The sequence below is a fragment of the Actinomyces sp. Z16 genome, assembly GCF_003111765.1.
GTDB lineage: Bacteria > Actinomycetota > Actinomycetes > Actinomycetales > Actinomycetaceae > Actinomyces > Actinomyces glycerinitolerans.
Map to the genome: position 1 here is coordinate 1,891,473 of NZ_CP027862.1, position 19,407 is coordinate 1,910,879.

A 19,407-nucleotide genomic window follows, 5' to 3' on the forward strand; every position below is an offset into this window, starting at 1 on the left:
CTGTGAGCCCCGTTCGCGGCTCGTTCTGCCGCTCCCCAATTGTGCGGCACCGAGCGTGATCCCGTGAGTTAGTACGTGAAGCCCGCAAGTCCCCGCCGGTAAGTCCACGCGGGTGCCGGGCGAGTGTGGTGGGTGCGGCGCGGCAAGAGCGGAGGCCGCCCGGTCTCCCCCACACTCCGCGACCGGTTCCCCAAGCGGAACCAGATACGGGAAACAGACGATGACAGCCACCCCGACTGGGGCATCTGCGCCCTTCGGCCCCTCCGACGACAACACCTTCGGCTCCGCCCTCGGCATCGACGACCTGTTCAGTGCCGAAATCGGCGGCGCCACTCCAAGCGTCCCCGCCGACGACCAGGTAGCCGCACCCCACTCGACCCCCGAATCACCGCAGTCCGCCGCATCCTTCGACACGCCCGCATCCTCCGACTCTCCGGAGGACCCCGAGGGCCTGGAGGACGAGGACGAGGCCGACGATTTCGACCTGAACCTGCCCGAGTCCGATCCCGAGGACCCCGACTCCGACATCGACGAGTCCGATGAGGTCGACGACGACGTCGCCGACGATGAGGAGGATGTCGACGGTCACACCCCCTTCGTCGATGACGCGCAGGACGAGGACGCGCAGGACGAGCCCGCCCGCGCGCCCGAGGACGTCACCTTCGACGACCTGGGCCTGCCCGCCGACCTGCTCAAGGCCGTAAAGGACATGGGCTACACCACCCCCACACCCATCCAGCGCGAGGCGATCCCCGTTCTGCTGTCCGGCCGCGACGTCGTCGGTATTGCCCAGACCGGCACCGGTAAGACGGCCGCCTTCGGGCTGCCGCTGCTGGACGCCGTGGACGCCCATGACGGAGCGGTGCAGGCCCTGGTGCTGGCACCCACCCGTGAGTTGGCCCTCCAGAGCGCCGAGGCGATCACCGATATGGCCGCCCGCTCCCGCGGGCTCGACGTGGTAGCCGTCTACGGCGGCGCCCCGTACGGTCCCCAGATCGGGGCGCTCAGGGACGGTGCGCAAGTAGTCGTGGGCACGCCCGGGCGCATCATCGACCTGATCGAGAAGGGCGCTCTGACCCTGGATGAGGTGAAGTACTTCGTCCTGGACGAGGCCGACGAGATGCTGCGCATGGGCTTCGCCGAGGACGTGGAGACGATCGCCGCCACCATTCCGGCCGAGCGCCGCACCGCCCTGTTCTCCGCGACCATGCCGCCCGCCATCCAGGCGGTCGCGCGCCAGCACCTGGACAACCCGGTGCGAGTGGAGGTCTCCCGCCAGGCCTCCACCGTGGACACCGTCCGCCAGACCTACGCGGTGGTGCCCTTCCGTCACAAGATCGGGGCGGCCGCACGCGTGCTGGCGGTCACCGATGCCGAGGCCGCCCTCGTGTTCGTGCGCACCAAGTCCACCGCCGAGGACGTGGCCATCGAGCTGGCCGGCCGCGGCATTCAGGCCGCCGCCATCTCCGGCGACGTGCCTCAGCGCGAGCGCGAGCGGCTGGTTGAGCGCCTGCGCAACGGCACCCTCGATGTGCTGGTAGCCACCGACGTCGCCGCCCGCGGACTGGACGTGGACCGCATCGGCCTGGTCGTCAACTTCGACGTGCCCCGCGAGGCCGAGGCCTACGTGCACCGCATCGGCCGCACCGGCCGCGCCGGCCGCCACGGTGAGGCCGTCACCTTCCTGACTCCCAAGGAGAAGGGCAAGCTCCGCCAGATCGAGCGCCTGACCGGCGCCCGCCTGGAGGAGATCACACTGCCCTCCCCCGCGGACGTGTCCGAGCACCGGGCCGGCAAGCTGTTGGACCGGGCCGCCGCTCGGCACGAGCGCGGCCGCCTGGACATGTATGCCCGGCTGGTGGCCGCCAAGAGCGAGGAGCTCGGAATCGACGCCGACGAGCTGGCCGCCACGCTGCTGGCCCTCGCCGTCGGCGACGAGGGGCCGCGCCGTCGTGACGACGGCGAGCGTCCGCGCCGCGGGAACCGCGAGGAGCGCCTGGACGACGACGGGACCTTCGTCTCCGCCTCCTTCGAGGGTGACCGCCGTGGCCGCCGCGGGGACCGCATCGAGGGCAAGCCCGGCGCCAGCCGCGGCGGCCGCCGCTATCACGACGAGGGCTCCGGCACCGTCTACCGCATCGAGGTCGGCCACCGCGACCGGGTGCTGCCCGGCGCGATCGTCGGGGCGCTGGCCAACGAGGGCGCCATCTCCGGCTCCGACATCGGCAAGATCGACATCCTGCAGTCCTTCTCCCTGGTCGAGATTCACACGCCGCTGAGTGAGGAGCAGTTGGAGCGTATGCGGCACGCCACCTTCGCCGGCCGGGAGCTGCGCATCCGCGTGGACGAGGGGCCGGGTTCCGGTTGGGACGAGGACCGCGGCGGCCGCTCGGGTGGCTTCCGCGGGCGGAACAACGACCGTGGCTCGGGACGTTACGACCGTGGCGGATTCAAGCGGCGCTACGACCGCGATGACCGTCGTAACGACAGGAACGACAGGAACGGCCGCTGGGGCAACCGCGGTTGGAACAACGGTCGCAAGGGCGGATTCCGCGGTAATCGCGACGGGCGGTGACGCCCCCGGCCCGGAACCCGACCGTGGGGAGGAGAATGCATGATCCCTGCCGTGTATCTGCTCGCGGTGGTGGTGTTCGGCTTCGCCGCGACCCTGCTGCGTCTGCCTCCCCTGGTCGGGTTCCTCGCCGCCGGCTTCGTGCTGGGCTCCTCGCCGCTGCCGAACCTGGAGTTCGTTGAGGTCCTGGGCGACCTCGGCGTGGCGGTGCTGCTGTTCACGATCGGACTCAAGCTCGACCTGCGGGTGCTGCGTCGCAAGGAAGTCGCGGGTACGGCGGTCATCGTCATGACGGTGCTTTCCGTCCTGAGCGCGGCCGTTGTGGCCGCGCTGCTGGCCCTGGGCCTGGACCTCGGCGCCACCACGCCGGGCGGTATCGCCGCCGTCGGCTTCGCCCTGTCCTTCTCCTCGACGGTCGTGGTGGTCAAACTACTCGAGGACCGCGACGACGCCGGTTCCCTGTATGGGCGGATCGCCATCGGCGTGCTTGTGATCCAGGACATCGCCGCGGTGGCGTACATGACGATCGCCTCCGGCCGGCTGCCCAGTCCCTGGGCCGCCGCCCTGGTGTTGCTGTGGCCGGCATCCCGACTGTTCGGCAAGGTGCTTGACCGCATCGATCACCGGGAGATGCGCGCCCTGTTCGGCATGTCGATGGCCCTGCTGCCCGGCTATCTGCTCTTCGACCTGGTCGGTATCGACGGGGATCTGGGCGCGCTGATCATGGGAGCGCTGCTGGCGTCACACCCGGCCGCGAAGGAGCTGTCCAGCGCCCTGTTCACCATCAAGGAGATCCTGCTGGTGGGGTTCTTCCTGGCCATCGGCCTGGACGGGGTCCCCGACACGGCCGCCTTCGAGTTCGCGGGCGCCCTGCTGCTCCTGTTGCCGGTGCGCTCACTGGTTTACACGCTGGTGTTGCGCGCGCTGGGTATGCGGCGACGCACCTCGGTGCTAACCGGCCTGGCGCTTACGGCCTACAGCGAGTTCGCGCTCATCGTGGTGGGCACCGCCGCCGACCACGGGCTACTCGGCGCGCAATGGCCGGCCGCCGTCTCCCTGGCCCTGGCACTGTCCTTCGTGGTTTCCGCACTGGTCAACCACAAGCCGGTCTCCCTGGTGCGCTGGTTGTCCGGGCTGCTCCCCCACCGCCCCGCCAGCACGCTGCACCCCGACGAGCAGCCGCTTCGGCTCGACGGCGTTTGCACCGTCGTCTTCGGCATGGGACGGGCGGGACGCTCCACGTACACCAGGCTGTACGCCGACGGGGAGTCGGGCGTGCTCGGCATCGACAACGACGCTACGAAGGTGGAGGAACTGACGCGCCAGGGCTTCAACGTGCTGGAGGCGGACGCCACCGACCAGCAGTTCTGGGAGCGGCTGGAGGCCGTGCACGTGTCCACGGTGGTGCTGGCCATGTCCGAGCCGGGCGCCAACGTACACGTACTGGACTGGTTGGACCGTTCACATTTCGAGGGCCGGGTTCTGGCGATCGCCCGCTACGACGACGAGGCCGCCTCGATGCGGGCGGCGGGCGTCGACGTGGTGATCAACCTGTACGAAGGCGCCGGTGAAGCGCTTGCCCGCGCGGCCGAGTCGCTCGATTCTGGATCATCAGCGCCCGACAGTAATGCCGGGCGCTGAACCGGTGCGCTGAGGCTCCGGTTCAGCGCGCCGTCGGTGAGCACAGGCCGTCCAGCAGTGCCCGGACCTCCCCGATGCGTGCAAGCTCCACATCCAGCGGCTCGACCAGGGTGGTTGCTAAGACCTCGGCCACCGCTTGGCGCAGGCGCCCGTTGACGCGTCTGCGCCGGCGTGCGGCGCCGACTCGCGCCAGGGCCGTACCGCTCAGCCCGAGTACCAGGCCGATCAGAAGGCCACCGAGCAGCAGCACGGTGGGCCAGGGCAGGTGCCCCCAACGCGGCGGCTCTGCCGCCAACAACAGGTAGCGGTTCATAACGCGTAGGATCAGGAGCCAAAACCCACCAACCAGCGCCGTGAACGCCAGCAGCACCTGCAGCGCATTCGCGCACGTCCACCAGCGGGGGCGACTGTTCTGCTCCAGGTCCGTACGCCCGACGGCGGCGTCCAGCCGGTCATAGAGCTGCTCCGCCCGCGGGCTCAGCCGCTCGCACACCTGCTCCTGGGCGGTGGCCGGAAGCCGACTGGTCCGTGCTGCCATGTAGCCTCTGGCGGTTGCGCGCAGGGCAGCGTCGGCGGCCGCATCGGGAGCGGGCAGGGAGGTGCGCGGAACCGGCGGCGCCGCGGAGCCCGACGACGCCCGGCGGGCGTGGACGTCGTCTCCCAGATGCAGAGCCCGCAACGGGTCTCTGCGCAGACGTGCGAGCCAGCGCGCCGGCAACCAGCCCACGCGGACTGCCGCCCCCAGTCGCATGGAGTCGCCGACCGCATCGGCGACTCGATCCGTGCCCACCGCGCGGCAGGCCGCCTCCCGAAGGGCCACGAGGGCCTCACGCTCGCCGCTACCGGAGGATCCCGCTGCAGCCGCGGAGTCGGACTCCAGCCAATTGCGGATGCGAACGGCCAGCGCCCGAGCGTCGGCGGCCAGACGCGCCCGGCTCACGTCCTCGGCGGCGGCGACCTCACGGATACGGGCCCGCAACTCCTGCACGCCCTGCCCGGTGCGGGCACTGACTTCGATGACATCCACGCCCTCCAGGCCCTCGCGGGCCAGGAGGCGGGCGAGGTCATGGGTGGCCGCCGTCCGCTCGGCCTCGTTCAGGCGGTCGACCTGATTGAGGGCCACGACGGATACGGCGGCGTGCGCGGCCATGGGCGCTATGAACTCGTGGTGGATGACGGCGTCGGCGTACTTCTCCGGATCCAGGACCCACACCAGCACGTCGACCAGGCCCGCCAGACGCTCGGCAATCACCCGGTGCCGCCGGACGTCGGAGTCGATGTCCGGCAGGTCCAGGAGAATGGTGTTCTCCCCGACCCCGACGGAGGCGGGTCCCCAGGACGGGGACTCGGGCAGCCGCACTCGTGCGTCGACCGCGAGCCAGTCCAGTAGCCGCCCCGCCGCGCCGTCCGCCTCCGGTCCCGGTGAGGCGGGCAGTGCGGCCAGCGGCTGGGTCGTCGTCGGCCGGGTAACCGCGGTGGGTGCCGCGTCGACTCCGCAGATCGCGTTGAACAGGCTCGACTTGCCCGAGCCCGTCGCCCCCAGGAGCGCGACCACACTAATCCCCGGGGCGATGAGTCGGCGCTGTCCGGCGCGGTCAAGCAGGGCGCGAGCGGCCTCAAGGAGGTCTGCGGGCAAGAGCCCGTCGCCGGCCTCCACCAGGCGGGCGAGCATGACCAGCGGGTCCTCAGGGGTGTCGACTCCCGCATCGACCGGGGTGGGCTTGCGGATTCTCATCTGGCGTCCTCCCCGTCAGCCGCCCGACGGCGCCGGTGACCTCCTGCAGGTGCTCCGCAAGCTGCTCGGGGCGCGGCGAGGGAGCCTGCAGCGCCTGGGTGAAGACGGCCTGCTCCTCTTGGAGGAAGGCCGCGACTCGCTCGTTGAGGGCTAGACGGGAGCGGCGGGCAAGGTCACGCATGGCTTGGTCGCCGAAGACGGCCTCCAGCAGTCGCTGTGCGACCACGGCGGCGCCGCCTGCAATCCCAACCTCCACGCCCGTCAGGCCGCCGGTGTGGGCGAAGACGACCACCATGAGGGCCACGCCGGTGCCGTTGACTCCCAGTGACACCAGCCGCGCGGTCAGGCGCTTGTCCGCTCCTTCTGCGCGGACCAGGTTCAACACGTCGCCCTGCCAGTCCCGTACCAGCTGTTCGGCCCGCTGCGTGCGCTCCGCCACCGTCGGCAGCGCGGAGATGGCACACGACAGTGGGTAGGCGGCGGTGCCGGCGCGCCGCCAGGTCTGCTCCGTCTCCAGGCGGGCGCGCTGTGCCTCGTTCACGAGCAGCATTGTCAGCGAGGACTCGATGGCCTCCTCGACGCGCTCGGCGGGTGCGGGGCGTCCCAATACCGCCGCGGTAACGCGGTCGCGCAGGCGGCTGACCTGGGACTCGAGCCCGCGCAGGAGCTCGCCCGTGCCGACCAGCTCCTGCCAGCGGGCAAGCACCTCGCCGCGCAGCATCGAGCCGTCCTCGGTCGCCTGGGTGACCCGGTCCAGGGCCTCCGCATGAATCGTCGCGGTGGCGTAGGCCAGACGGCCGCGTTCGGCCTCCTGGGCGCGGACCGCGTCCAGCACGCCGTCCATTCCGGCGAGGGCGGAGCCGAGTGCCCCGGTCAGGGTGCGTCGGGCCACGTCGCGCCGCGCCGCGGCGTCGACCGCAAGTGCGCCGAGCCAGTGCCGCAGCGGCGCCACATATTCGTCGGACAGGAAACCATCCGGGTCGAGTCTGGTCTCCGGGATTACGAAAACCGGGCAGGAGGACAGGCCGGCGGCGTCCAGGCGGCGGCGCAGGTCCTTGCCGACCGCCTCGTCGGCGCCGGCGGGAACGCGGTCCAGGACCACCGCCGTGACGACGTCGCGCGCGGCGGCGGCACGCAGGTGCTCCCATACGACGGCGTCGGCGTAACGCGAGGCGGTGGTAACGAAGATCCACAGGTCGGCAGCAGCCAGCAGCGTGGCGGAGAGTTCCCGGTTCTCGTCGACGACGGAGTCCACGTCGGGCGCGTCCAGGAGCGCGAGCCCCGCGGGCAGGGTCGAACAGGAGCGAACCTCGACCTCGCGCGGCGTGTGCAGGCCCGCCGCCGTCGGCTCCGCGCCCTCCGCGACGCGCACGTGGGCGAGCGATCCGAGTACCCGGGATCCGTCGAACCAGGCGTCGTCGCCGGTGGCGTGCAGCAGCAGGGGACGGCGCGTCGTCGGGCGGATCGCGGAGGAGACGGCCACCCGTCGGCGTACGAGCGAGGACACCAGCGCGGACTTGCCAGCCCCGGTGGAGCCGCCGACCACGGCGAGCAGGGGCGCGTCCATCGCCTTCAGGCGCGGCAGGACGTAGTCGCCGAGCTGATCGCGCACGATCCGGGCCGTGCGGGCGGCGGTGTCCGCCCCCGCCAGCGCGTACGGCAGGCTGAGGCCGGACAGGTCGCCGCGCAGGCGGCTCAGGGCGGCCTCGGTGTCGCCGATACCGGCGGTGCCGGGCGGAGGAGGCGGCGCGGCCCCCGCGTCAGCACTCACGACTCAGCCCTGCTCACCCGCTTGGCCTGCCGCCGCGCCGACCGGGCGCAGACGCGGAGCGAGGTCGGCCTCGTCGGCGGGGAGCCAGGTGGCGGCGTCGGCGGGCACCTGCTCGCCGGAGCGGATGTCCTTGACCGAGTCGGGCTCGCCTTCGGCGCCGGGAAACCACACATAGGGAATGCCCCGCTTGTCGGCGAAGCGGATCTGCTTGCCGTACTTGGCGGCCGTCGGGGACACGTCGGCGGCAATGCCACGGGAGCGCAGCGCGTCGGCCAAGGAGTCGGACACACCGCGGTGCTCCTCGTCGGTGACCGCAACCAGCACGGCCGTGGGCACGGCCCGAGTCACCTCCAGCATGCCGGCGCCAATCACCCTGGCCAGCAGGCGGGACAGGCCGATCGAGATGCCCACGCCCGGGAAGGTGCGCTTGCCGTCGGAGGCCAAGGAGTCGTAGCGGCCGCCCGAGCACACCGAGCCCAGGTCCTCGTGGCCGGCCATGAAGGACTCGTAGACGGTGCCCGTGTAGTAGTCCAACCCGCGGGCGATCTTGAGGTCGGCGACGATGGCGCCGGGGCGGCGGCGCGCGGCGGAGCGCAGCAGCTCGGACAGCTCGTCCAGGCCCTGGACCAGCAGCTCGCCGGGGTCGGCGCCGTTGAGCGCGGACAGCACGTCGGCACGTACCCGCTCGGCGTCGGCGCCCGTGATCTGAGCCAGCCGCAGGGCCGCGTCGGCCTGCTCCGGGGTGATGCCCACGACGTCGACCAGCTCGGTGGCGACCCGGCCGGCGCCGATCTTGTCGAGCTTGTCCACCACGCGCAGCACCTCCGCCAGCTGATCCTCGCAGACACCGACCGACTGGTAGAAGCCCTGCGCGACCTTGCGGTTGGACACGTGGATGGTGACGGCGGGGATCGGCAGCGCGCTCAGCGCCTCGTGCATGATCAGCGGCATCTCCACGTCGTGGTACAGCGGCAGGGCGCCATCCCCGACGACGTCGATGTCCGCCTGAACGAACTCGCGGAAGCGGCCCTCCTGCGGGCGCTCGCCGCGCCAGACCTTCTGGATCTGGTAGCGCTTGAACGGAAAGTGCAGGGTGCCGGCGTTGTCCAGCACGTAGCGGGCGAAGGGCACGGTCAGGTCGAAGTGGAGGCCGAGCTGCTTGGCCGGGTCGGTCTCCTCCGCCTCGCTGGGGTCCGCCTGGAGGCGGGAGAGCAGGTAGACCTCCTTGCTGGTCTCGCCCTTGCGGGTGAGCTCCGACAGCGGCTCAACGGCGCGGGTCTCGATCCCGCTGAATCCATGCAGCTCGAAGGTGCGGCGCAGGGTGTCGATGAACTGCGTCTCGACGATGCGGGCCGCGGGGAGCCACTCTGGGAAACCGGAGAGGGACGATTGTGCCTGTCGGACCTGGGCTGCTGTCATGGGCCGCATTGTGTCATGCCGCCGCCGTCGGTCGACGCCGCCACCGAAACCGGCGGGGGCCAGCCACGGTTGTTCTTGCGCCGTGCCCGCCCCGACCGGTGCTCACGCACCGGTCTCGCCGTGTTTTGCGCCGTGCCCGCCCCGACCGGTGCTCACGCACCGGTCTCGCCGTGTTTTGCGCCGTGCCCGCCCCGACCGGTGCTCACGCACCGGTCTCGCCGCCCCGGACCTTGGCCTCGGCCAGGTAGGGGTTGGCGTGGTGCTCATGCGCCATGGTCGTCGCGGCGCCGTGGCCGGGCAGCAGCACCGTGGCCGGATCGACGGCGCTGGCCAGCAGCCTCAGCGTCGCCCACATCTGATACTGGTCCCCGCCCGGCAGATCGGTGCGCCCCACACTGCCCTTGAAGATCACGTCCCCGGTCAGCGCCACCAGGTAGTCCTCCTCAGGGATACTCGCCGGATCGTCCAGTACCTCCGCCTCGAACAAAAGCTGGTTGTCGCCCAGGTGCGCGTTGAAGAAGAACACCGTGGAGCCCTCCGAATGGCCTGGCGCGGGCACCGCCTGCAAGGCCACTCCCGATACCAGCTCGACGGCGGCACCGAAGCCGGCCTGCGGGAAGGGACGCACATCTGCGGGGCGCAGCCACTCCGTCCCGGTCAAGTCGGCGAAAGTCCGGCCATCCACGCTGATGCCAGTGGTGCCGTCCGGGTCATCCAGGCGGTACAGATCCGGCTGCGGGATATACACGGGCACACGCGTGGGGTCCTCCGGCGCGCCGGCCAAACCGGTGGTTACGCGCCCTTCGGTCACCGCGGTGTCAATCAGTCGCTGGGTATCCCACACGTGGTCGGCGTGGCCGTGGGTGAGCAGGATGGCACCCAGGGTCAGGTTGTACGAACGCAGCAGAGCCATCGCACCGCGAGCGGCACCCGCACCAGGGTCCACAACCAGGGCGGACCCACCCGGCTCAGCGGCCAGGACGTAGCAGTTTGATCCGAAGACTGCGGCAAGAGTGCGCTCGATGAGCATGACGGCATGCTAGCCGACCCCTCCCCGGCCATTTGTCCGCTCCTGGATGATTCACGCGTCTCCGCGACGGTTTCGCCGTGCCCTGCCGACGGGTAGGCTCGGGTCTAACTGCCGCCTTCCGGCGGCGTGTCGTCGTCCGGCCGTGTGCCGGACGTGAACGGAACGGAGCGGGACCGCTCGCTCCACCCCGTCAGATCCGTGAAGGAGCGCAATGACCGAGCAGACACAGCCCCAGGCCGAGTCCACCACTCCCGCAGTGGAGTCGACGGCCGAACCCGGGCAGGCTGCTACCCCAATCACGCCGACGGCGCCCGCCGCCGACGAGCAGGCCACCGCCACCGACGCCCCCCAGCCCGCACAGTCCTCCGCCGCATCGACGTCGGCGCCAGCGGAGGCCTCGGCGGAGCCGTCAGCCCAGGGCGCGGCCGAGGCCGCCCCCCAGGAGGACGCGGTGCCGCAGCCGGCACAGCCCGATGCGTCCTCTTCGCAAGCGGGCGCCTCCGAGTCGGCGGGCACCGCCTCAGCGGCCGAGACCCAGCCCGCAGCCGACGGCGAGCGGGCCGACAACCCGCCTGCGGACGGTCGGCAGACCGCCGAACCGGCCGCACCGACCGAGCCGGAGATCGACCCCGAGGCCGCCATGGATGCCGCCAAGTGGGGCCGGGTCGACGGCGAGGGGCGCGTCTATGTGCAGGACGGCGGCTCCGAACGCGAAGTCGGCCAGTTCCCCGGCGTTCCGATCGCCGAGGCGATGGCCTACTACGTGCGCCGTTACCTGGACCTGAACTCCAACGTCGACCTGTTCGCGGCCCGGCTGCCGCACCTGTCGGTACGGGAGATCGACTCCACCATCAAGAACCTGGAGGAGTCCCTCAAGGAGCCGGCCGCCGTCGGCGACCTGGAGGCGCTGCGGGCCCGGTTCGCGGCCCTGAAGTCGGTGGCCGTGGAGCGTCGGCAGGCGGTCGCCGCCGAGCGTGCCGCCGCCAAGGAGCAGGCGCTGAAGGACCGCACCGCGATCGTGGAGCGCGCCGAGGCCGTGGCTGCTCAGGACCCGGCCCGCACCCAGTGGAAGTCCTCCGGTGCGGAGCTGCGCACCCTGCTGGAGCAGTGGAAGGAGGCACAGCGCCGCGGCCCGCGTCTGGACCGCCCCTCCGAGGACGCCCTGTGGAAGCGCTTCAGCCACGCCCGCACCACCTTCGACCGTCACCGTCGTCAGTACTTCAGTGAACTGGACGCCAAGCAGGCCAAGGTGAAGGCGGCCAAGGAGGCGCTGATCAAGCGGGCCGAGGAACTGTCGCATTCGACGGACTGGGCCGGCACGTCTGCCCGCTACCGCGAGCTCATGGACGAGTGGAAGAAGGCCGGTCGCGCCTCCCGCAAGGAGGACGACGCCCTGTGGGAGCGGTTCCACGCCGCCCAGCAGGTCTTCTACGACGCCCGCCGGGCCAAGGATGAGGCCACCGACGCCGAATACGCCGGCAACCTCAAGGTCAAGGAGGAACTCGCTGCCAAGGCGGAGGCGCTGCTCCCGATCAAGAATCCCAAGGCCGCTCGCAAGGCGCTGCGCCCCATCCAGGAGGCGTGGGACGAGGCCGGTCGGGTACCCCGCAACGCGGTGCGTCGGCTAGAGGCCCGCATGCGCGCCGTCGAGGATGCGCTGCGCCGGGCCGAGCAGGCCGAATGGCGCCGCACCGACCCGGAGACCCAGGCCCGCGCCCAGGGGCTGGCCAGCCAGCTGGAGGACTCCATCGCCGAGCTGGAGGCCGACCTGGCCGCCGCGAAGGAGTCCGGTGACACCAAGGCGCAAGCGCAGGCGGAGGCGGCGCTAACCGCTCGGCGGGCGTGGCTGGATCAGGTGCGCCGCACCACGCGCGCCTGATCCGCACGGAACCTTCGGCCACGACGACGGCGGGCCACACTCTTGCGTGAGCGTGTGGCCCGCCGTCGTGCTATGCGGCGCGCATCGCGGGGCTGCGGTTCGGTGCCGGCTACTGGGCAGCCGGGGCCAGGTTGCGCCAGGCGCGGCGGTGCAGTAGCACGCCGGCGGCAACGGATACGTTCAGCGACTCCACCGCCGGGTTCATCGGGATGCTCACCGTCGCCTGCGCCAGTGCCCGCGCCTGCGGCGTCAGCCCGGTGGTCTCGGCCCCCAGGATCAGGGCCAGTCGTCCCTCCCAGGCCGACAGCCGGTCCAGGGAGCCCGTCGCCCCGGCGTCGAGCGCGGCCAGGTGCCCGCCGGCACGGGTGAAGTCGGTGGCCAGCGCCTGCACCTGAGGCCAGTCCATAAGAGCCACCGGCAGGGAGAAAACATAGCCGCGGCTGGCACGGATCAGTCGGCGGTCCGCAATGGAGGCCAGCCCGGAGTCCACCAACACGATCCCGGCGGCCCCGAAGGCGTAGGCACTGCGGGCGATCGCCCCGATGTTGCCGACGATCCGCACCCCGTCGAGGATCAGCAGGTCGCCGGAGGCCTGCAGTAGGTCCTCGGGCTGCACCGGTGCGGGTACGCGGGCAACACCGAAGATCTCCGGTCGCTTGTCGGAGCGGAACAGGTCCGTGGCCAGCGCCGCCGCCATGACGGTGACGGGGACGCGCCTGCGCGCACACTCGTCCAGTAGCTCACGGGGCTGGCGGGTCGAGTCGAGCACGTACACGTCGGAGAAACGCAGCCCGGCACGCAGGGCGTTCAGCAGAGGCTCATAGTCCTCCACCAGCACGGACTTGCTGGGACGCCCAGAGACCTTGGCCAGGTCGGCGATCCGCTGGGCAGCGGGCGCCGCCCGATCCACCATGACCTCTCCCTCGGGGACGTCCCCGTCTCCGCCCTCGGCCGCCTTCCCGGTCATCTTTACGTCCTCTCCTCGGAGCCAACTCGGTGCGCGGCGAGTCTAGTCGGTCGGTCCTTCTTGAACTTGATTACGTAGGGGACGCCACGGAACTCATGGTTCGTCGGTGGGCTGGACGATTATCGTCTGGATCTCAGCGACGGGGATGGTGGTGGTTGTGCTGGTGGTGTGGGTGTCCATCGAGCCCGAAGCGCCGTCGGTGGCGGTGTAGGTGATCGCGTAGGACACTTTGATGTCTACCGGGGTGACGCTGTCCTTGAAGTGCGCGCTGGACCGGTCGAACACGATCTTGCAGTCCGTACCCTTGGCGTCGTTCTCTTCAGTCCACGGGATGCCGAAGCCGGTGCACGTGGCGGTGCCATCCTTAGGCTGAAGGGTCAGCATCGAGGCCGTGGCGGTGATTGTGGCGGTCGTCGACCCAGCCGTAGCCGTCACTTCTACTTCTTTGGGTGTGTCACCCGTGGCCCACACCCAGGTATCCATACCCACGATCGTGGCCCCCACATCCCCAACCATCGGGTTATAGCCGATCGTCGCCGTAGGAATCGTCACCGCATCCCACGCCGCCCGCGCCAACGTCTCACCATCAACCACCGACTCCGGAGCCGCTTGACCGGCAGGCACATACACGGGGGTCTTGCCGTCCAACCACTCCCGAGCATAGGCGTCAAAGTCCCTGGGATCATCCCCCAGGAAATACCTGTAATCGCACGTCGCCCGATACCAATACCCATCGGCATCCTCGGCGTGCTGGTCATACCCGTCGAACATCTCACCCAACGACTCCGCCAGATCCGGATCACTGGTGTTCTCAATCATCTCAGCCGTAGCCGCACCCGTACGCAACTGCTTGTACCAGCACACCGGATGCACCGCGGCGGTCACCACCTGCGACGACGTGGCCACCCCACCACCAGAACCGGAACCAGACCCGTCCGGCGCCGCCGACGTGAACTCCGCATACACCGCTATATCAACCGATCCATCCCCACCCTGCACCACCGAACCAGAAGACGAACCAGAACCAGAAGCCCCGCCCGATACGTCGAAAGCCCACGCATTTGACGACGCCATTACCGGCAATCCGATAGACAACACAACCAAGGCCAATATAGACGCCAGTCGCCTAACTAATCTCATTACTGCACCGTGCACTCATTTGTCGACAGCCTAGCCTCCTCGGAGACCAGCCAACCGTAACCTTCATTCGTAAACGTTACAAGTATTTCAAATCTTCCTCGAAGGTAATCTGGATCAGTATTCTCCTGGCCTGCGGCGTCGTAAGAGGTCAAATCGGACTGATCATCACACACAAGAACTTGGGCCTCAGTGGGACTCATGGCAAACACTTCCGTGACCGATATCCGTACCGTCCCTTCGATGGTCTGCCCAGATGAAGCCTCGTAGTTATTCTCGATAATCTGATACTCCTCGGCGGTCGTAAGCGGTTCAGCGTTTTCTACGCCGGTGCCGGTGAACCAGATGTTCCAGGTCACCTCGTCGTAGTTGACAAAGGCCTTGAGCACCTCGGTCTGCTGCTCATCCAGGTCCTCAGGGATCGACGTAATCACATGCCGATCGGTGGACAGCGACTCCGCAGTGACTATGCCCGCAGCCTCAGCAGAAGCCGCAGCCGACGCAGACGCCTCAGCAGCGGCGGCAGACTCAGACGCCTCCGCCGACGCCGCAGCCTCCGGATCATAGGTGGGGATATTCAGGGGGTTGTCATCCGACTCCGATGAGCACGCCACCAGCGGCCCACACGCCAACAGCAATACGAGCAGACCCGTCAACGAACGACGTAAACGACCCCGCAACGCAGCAGCTAGATGTCCCATACTCACGATCTCCTTAACAGTAGACAGGACAGCGACAGGCAATACAACACAAGCGCCCGGGCCACTCATGGCGTCCAGTACGGATCAGGCGTAGGCGAAGGCGTAGAGCTAAAACCAACATCATCCAAAAGCACCGCACCGTGCCTAACCACAAGCTCCTCAAGGATGTGAGCCTGAGTCGCAGCAATAGCATCATCATTGGTTCGAGTGGTGGAGAAGATCACAGCCGCAGTTCCCTCGAACCAGCCTGCATACGCGTCCCCTCCCTGAATCCAGGACACCACAGTCGCATCCCCGACCGACCGAACACGAGCCCCAGGCCTCGCAGACACAGTATCCAGCACCGACACACCTATATCCTTGTAGTTGACGAGCACATCATCTGCATCCCGAGCCGCCTGAATGTAGAGACCTCGCTCATGAGCGCCATTGACTCCACAGGTCCAATAAGATTCGATCATTTGCTCGTCGAGACCATATACGTTCGTTGCCTCGTCTAAAAGTGGGACAACATCCTCGTCGCTGAGCACCAAACAATATGGCTCGCTGGGACGCGGAGGAGGCAGCTGCTGGTACCCCCACCAAGCCAAACGACCCACCAGCACCAAAACCACAATCATCAACGACACCACAAAAGGCGCACCCAAACGATTAGCGAAGCCCCACATACGCTCAGACAACTTTGACGAACTCATGCAAATACCCACCTAGCCATCAGCCTTGTCGTGCCCCTCCCAGATACCTGAGCCGAACTGGATCTCCAAATCAGACGAGGGGACGTCGGGGCTCTCCATCCAGTGGTTGAACTGCTTCCTGTAAGTGGAGTCGGATAGCAACATGGTCATATCGATCTGATGGTCGTCGTCCATCCAGTCGTAGAGATCGCCGAGATCCTTCTGGTTATAGTCGATGTAAGCGGAGTCGGGCAGTCGTCCCGCGTTCGAGATCTGCGCCATGGCCCCCTGGAAGGCCTCCTGCTGGGCGGCCTCGGACAGGTCCTCGGTATCCTCTACCTGTGTCAGGTCGAACTGGCTCATCTGCTCGGTCAATCCCGGGGTTGCAGCAGTGACCGCAACCGACGCGGCCTGGGCGCCCGGATGCGGCACTACCGACAAACCCGCGCCGAAGGCACCCAGAATAGTCGAGGCGGCAAGTTCGTTGGCATGTGCCTCACTTTCACCATGACCGGTCAGCGCACTGACTGCGGATTGCTCAATGAACCCCAGGAGTGCGCCGTCATTCCTGCTGGCGGTCTTGAACGCCTCGTCCATCCCCGATCCGTCACCCAAAGTGGCGTCGGGGTACTCGTCGAGGATGGCCTGGTTGCGTGCCGTGGAGTAGCGGCCGACCGCGTTCGACAGGATCGACAGCGAGCTCTCCTCCATACCGACCAAGCGGGTCAGTGCGCGGATGTCTGACTCGTGGTTGTCGGGCAGCGCGGCGGGCCGCGTTGCATCCCCAACAAACACCGCCCCCGAGGAGTCCGCATTCCCGTTGATGACGTCCTCAATATCCGCCATGGAGTTGCCGAGAATAATGGCGGTGTTGTCCCTACCCGTCTGGGTGAATGCTTCCTCATCTAGACCGCTGAGGTAAGTCATCGCCTCTCCGGTCGCCCACGCGGCGCGCTCGTCCGTCGAATCATCAGACGGCATGCGCTGTGCAGAGGCCCCTGTCATCGCGGTCGTCAAGGCCTCGTTGCCCTTGTCAGGGTCCCAGGTGCGGTTGGTAAGCAACTCCCAGCGGTCCACCGAGGCCTGGCTGGGAACCCAATGACCTGAGCCGTCGACCGATCCCCCATCCTCGGGTGCCAGGTATCCCAGCGCGGCCTCGGTGTTGGTGCCCATCGCGGTCAGCACGCCCTGAAGCGGGTCCAGGCTTTCGCGCGTGTACACGCGACCGTATTCGTCAACCTTGTTGGCGGGCATGGGATAGGTCGGCCGGGTTCCGTCATACGGCAGCTCCTCCATCCGATCCGCCAAATCAACCAAGAAACCCGTGTCGTAGTACAGACCATCAACCGACAACAACGCATTCATCGCCGCGGTGCGGCCCTTGTGACCGTCCTCGGTCACCGCCGTCTCCAACGCGGCCGCAAGTCGAGGACCCGTGACATCATGGTGGGAAGCCGCCGCCAGGACATGCCCCATCGTATTCACAACCGAGTCGGTCGCCTCCTCATCCTCGGCCTTCGGATGAGCATACTGAGAGGTGCCGCTACTCGCAGTAGAGTAAGTGTTATCCGCCTGCACCTGCTGGACCATGTCCAGGAAAGTATCTACTCCCACGGTGTTTACGAAGGCAGCGCCGTAGATGTCAATATCCTGCTTCTTCGACATGGCCTCGGCGATTTCCTCGACGGTGCGGCCGTCTTCCGCGGTCCCGTCCTTACTGGCCAGTGCCTGCTTCAGTGACGTGGCATCAGCCTTAGCGTCTGCAACCGACTGGCTATTGTAAGTCTTGACGTTCTCCGGGGTGTCCTCCACCCCATCAGGCAGGTAGTAACAAACGGTGCCGTCGGTGGAGCCGAAGGTGATGCCGGAGTCGTTCATGGCGATCGCCTCATCCAGACGGGTCTGCAGATCATCGATGATTTGCTGGAGACCGCCCAGCAACCCCGACATATTCGTAGACGGCATATTCGTAGACGTACCGCCCAGTCTCGCCACAGCAGCAGAGGATGGAGTGATAGCGTACGCCTGCAAAGAAGGAATCCATCCGAAGAGCATCTCCCCAACCCCCTCCACCGGCTCCTCGACCCAGTAGTCGTTCAGGGTATACAAGTCAGAGCGCACAGCCTCTCGCGGTGACAGTCAAATCAATACTGGTGCCAATATCATCGGCCAGCGGTGAAGACCACACCTTGCCCAACTGCCCGCTAGGTCCTGTTGTGTAAGTGCTTGGGTGGCGGTGCGCGGTTGGGTGTCTGTGTGCGCGGCCGTCGAACCTGTCAGTTGGACCCCTGTTCCCCCGTTGGACCCCTGTTCCCCCGTTGGACCGCCGTAGCCGCCGGTTACAGCGGTCCAACGGGGCGTGGGCGGTCCAACCGAGCGTGAGCGGTCCAACCAGGGCGGTACAAGACCTACTCGCCCCCTTCGACTGTCGGCAACCAGGCCCCCGACACCGCGGGAACGCCCTACGCGCCTGACTGCGCACACCAATCCTCGCTGAGCACACAACCGGCCCGCCCACAGGCACCCACGTCGACAACCCGGCTCCGGGACGACGCTCCCAACAGCGCGAGCGAGCTCACGAAGACGACTCCGCGTCCCCCACGGGCACACGCAGCCCACTCAAACTCGGGCCCCACAGCCACCAGACACGACCAACTCACCATCCGCCACCAGACCACCACCCACATCGCCAGCACCGCCCCACCACCACAAACGACTTACACAACACGACCTAAACGCGCTCAAACCGCCCGCGGCGCCATAGGAAGAAGACGGTATGCCACCCGCGGCCACGACGGCGCCCACAACCAACGCCGAAGCCAGAACCTACGGATCATTCGCAAGAACCTCCCGCACGGTCCCCGCCCGGCCCATGACCTCCTCAATCGCCTGCTTCTTCAGGTTCACCGCCAGATCTGACGAACCGTCGTCGTCATCGCCGTCAGCGCTTGCGTCTGCGTAGGAGTTGTATGACATGACTAGCTCAGGGCCCCTTCCCCGGGCAGGACCCGGGTAACCAAACACAGCCACACTCCACACGCCACCAGTGCGCTGTACGGAACATGACCGACTCCAAAAAGTTACCACACCGCCATAACTCGGCAAAGCGTCCGTAGACCGATCTGTTCCCGCGCCAGCTGGGACAATGCTCGTGCCGTCGCGAGCGACCGTGCCGGCGACCCTGGCTGTAGCAAGGTTTTCCACAGGCAGCCGTCGGGCACTGGTGCCGGCGCCCGCGCCCAGGAAGGATGAGGCCATGCCCACGGCCCCTTCCACTCCCCCGGCTCCGTCGTCGTCGCCGGAGCCGCTGGTCGACTTCGCCCCGGGGGCCCGGACCCGCACGGTTCCCGCCCGGGCGGTGCTGGCGCGCCTGCTGCACGGCCCCGTCGAGCCGATTATGGATGTCCTGCCCATGCAGGAGTTGGCGCTGCTGCGCTGCCACGGTCTGGATGAGCGGGTGTTGGTGGACGTGCACGGGCAAGCGGTGCCGGCGGACCTGCTCGGCAACCCGGCCGCCCGCGCCGCCGCACTCGCGCCGCGGCTACCGGCCAACCGGGTGGTGGCCGGGCGCACCGCCCTGTGGGTGCACACCGGCGGGCAGGTACCCGCAGGACCAGAACTTGTGCGCAACGCGCCCCCAGCCGACGTCGTCACCCTGGAAGGGGTGGTCTGTCTACGGCTCCCCCGGACGGTCGTCGACCTGGCGCGCACTGCGCCACCCGCGGTGGCCGTCGATGCGGTGCTGCGTGCCCGCCGCGCCGGGCTGACCCGCCGCGACCTGGAGCCGGCGCTGCTGGCCCGCCGCGGCGGCGGCATGCGGGGCCTGCGGCGAGCCCGCCGGCTGATCGACGAACTGTACGCGCCGATTGTGCCGGACTGAG

The 19,407-nt window shown here is 68.3% G+C and carries 14 protein-coding genes; 4 read left to right on the forward strand and 10 right to left on the reverse strand.

Annotation, left to right across the window (positions count from 1 at the left end):
- Window positions 1–220: 220 nt before the first annotated feature.
- Entirely contained in the window at window positions 221–2,575 is a 2,355-nt protein-coding gene (locus C3B71_RS07825) for a DEAD/DEAH box helicase (protein ID WP_108967217.1), read from the forward strand.
- Between the two features lie 39 nt (window positions 2,576–2,614).
- Window positions 2,615–4,213, forward strand: coding sequence for a cation:proton antiporter family protein (locus C3B71_RS07830; RefSeq protein ID WP_108967219.1), 1,599 nt, complete (start codon window positions 2,615–2,617; stop codon window positions 4,211–4,213).
- Window positions 4,214–4,235: 22 nt separating this feature from the next.
- Here the strand turns inward: C3B71_RS07830 and C3B71_RS07835 are convergent, their stop codons facing one another.
- The 4 genes from C3B71_RS07835 to C3B71_RS07850 all read right to left on the reverse strand — a co-directional run bounded on the left by C3B71_RS07835 (window position 4,236) and on the right by C3B71_RS07850 (window position 10,168).
- Window positions 4,236–5,948, reverse strand: coding sequence for a GTPase (locus C3B71_RS07835; RefSeq protein WP_108967221.1), 1,713 nt, complete (start codon window positions 5,946–5,948; stop codon window positions 4,236–4,238).
- Window positions 5,899–7,719, reverse strand: coding sequence for a dynamin family protein (locus C3B71_RS07840; protein ID WP_442778363.1), 1,821 nt, complete (start codon window positions 7,717–7,719; stop codon window positions 5,899–5,901). Before C3B71_RS07840 ends, C3B71_RS07835 begins: the two co-directional genes overlap by 50 nt.
- Window positions 7,720–7,722: 3 nt before the next feature.
- On the reverse strand, window positions 7,723–9,147 hold the full coding sequence (hisS, locus tag C3B71_RS07845; protein ID WP_108967223.1) for a histidine--tRNA ligase: 1,425 nt from the start codon (window positions 9,145–9,147) through the stop codon (window positions 7,723–7,725).
- Window positions 9,148–9,340: 193 nt separating this feature from the next.
- Entirely contained in the window at window positions 9,341–10,168 is an 828-nt protein-coding gene (locus tag C3B71_RS07850) for an MBL fold metallo-hydrolase (protein WP_108967225.1), read from the reverse strand.
- A 211-nt stretch (window positions 10,169–10,379) separates the two neighbouring features.
- On the opposite strand from C3B71_RS07850, the gene C3B71_RS07855 reads away from it, so the two are divergent.
- Window positions 10,380–12,047 carry a DUF349 domain-containing protein gene (locus C3B71_RS07855; protein ID WP_108967227.1) on the forward strand — a complete coding sequence of 556 codons (1,668 nt, stop codon included), beginning with the start codon at window positions 10,380–10,382 and terminating at the stop codon, window positions 12,045–12,047.
- A gap of 109 nt (window positions 12,048–12,156) precedes the next feature.
- On the opposite strand, the gene C3B71_RS07860 is transcribed toward C3B71_RS07855, so the two are convergent.
- From C3B71_RS07860 to C3B71_RS15890, 6 genes are all read right to left on the reverse strand, one after another.
- The gene (locus C3B71_RS07860) at window positions 12,157–13,014 is read right to left on the reverse strand and encodes a TrmH family RNA methyltransferase (RefSeq protein WP_108967229.1); all 858 of its coding nucleotides are present in this window, start codon (window positions 13,012–13,014) and stop codon (window positions 12,157–12,159) included.
- A gap of 93 nt (window positions 13,015–13,107) precedes the next feature.
- Window positions 13,108–14,118, reverse strand: coding sequence for a hypothetical protein (locus tag C3B71_RS16440; protein ID WP_442778364.1), 1,011 nt, complete (start codon window positions 14,116–14,118; stop codon window positions 13,108–13,110).
- Between the two features lie 35 nt (window positions 14,119–14,153).
- Window positions 14,154–14,807, reverse strand: a complete 654-nt coding sequence (locus tag C3B71_RS07870; RefSeq protein WP_159097663.1) for a hypothetical protein — start codon at window positions 14,805–14,807, stop codon at window positions 14,154–14,156.
- A gap of 110 nt (window positions 14,808–14,917) precedes the next feature.
- Complete coding sequence (locus C3B71_RS15885; RefSeq protein ID WP_146750829.1) at window positions 14,918–15,547, reverse strand: hypothetical protein; 630 nt, start codon at window positions 15,545–15,547, stop codon at window positions 14,918–14,920.
- 12 nt (window positions 15,548–15,559) lie between these two features.
- Window positions 15,560–17,635 carry a DUF6571 family protein gene (locus tag C3B71_RS07875; protein WP_146752355.1) on the reverse strand — a complete coding sequence of 692 codons (2,076 nt, stop codon included), beginning with the start codon at window positions 17,633–17,635 and terminating at the stop codon, window positions 15,560–15,562.
- A 717-nt stretch (window positions 17,636–18,352) separates the two neighbouring features.
- Window positions 18,353–18,502: a hypothetical protein gene (locus tag C3B71_RS15890; protein ID WP_159097664.1), complete on the reverse strand. Its 150-nt coding sequence runs from the start codon at window positions 18,500–18,502 to the stop codon at window positions 18,353–18,355.
- A 280-nt stretch (window positions 18,503–18,782) separates the two neighbouring features.
- On the opposite strand from C3B71_RS15890, the gene C3B71_RS07880 reads away from it, so the two are divergent.
- Window positions 18,783–19,406, forward strand: coding sequence for a hypothetical protein (locus C3B71_RS07880; protein ID WP_108967239.1), 624 nt, complete (start codon window positions 18,783–18,785; stop codon window positions 19,404–19,406).
- Window position 19,407: the final 1 nt, after the last annotated feature.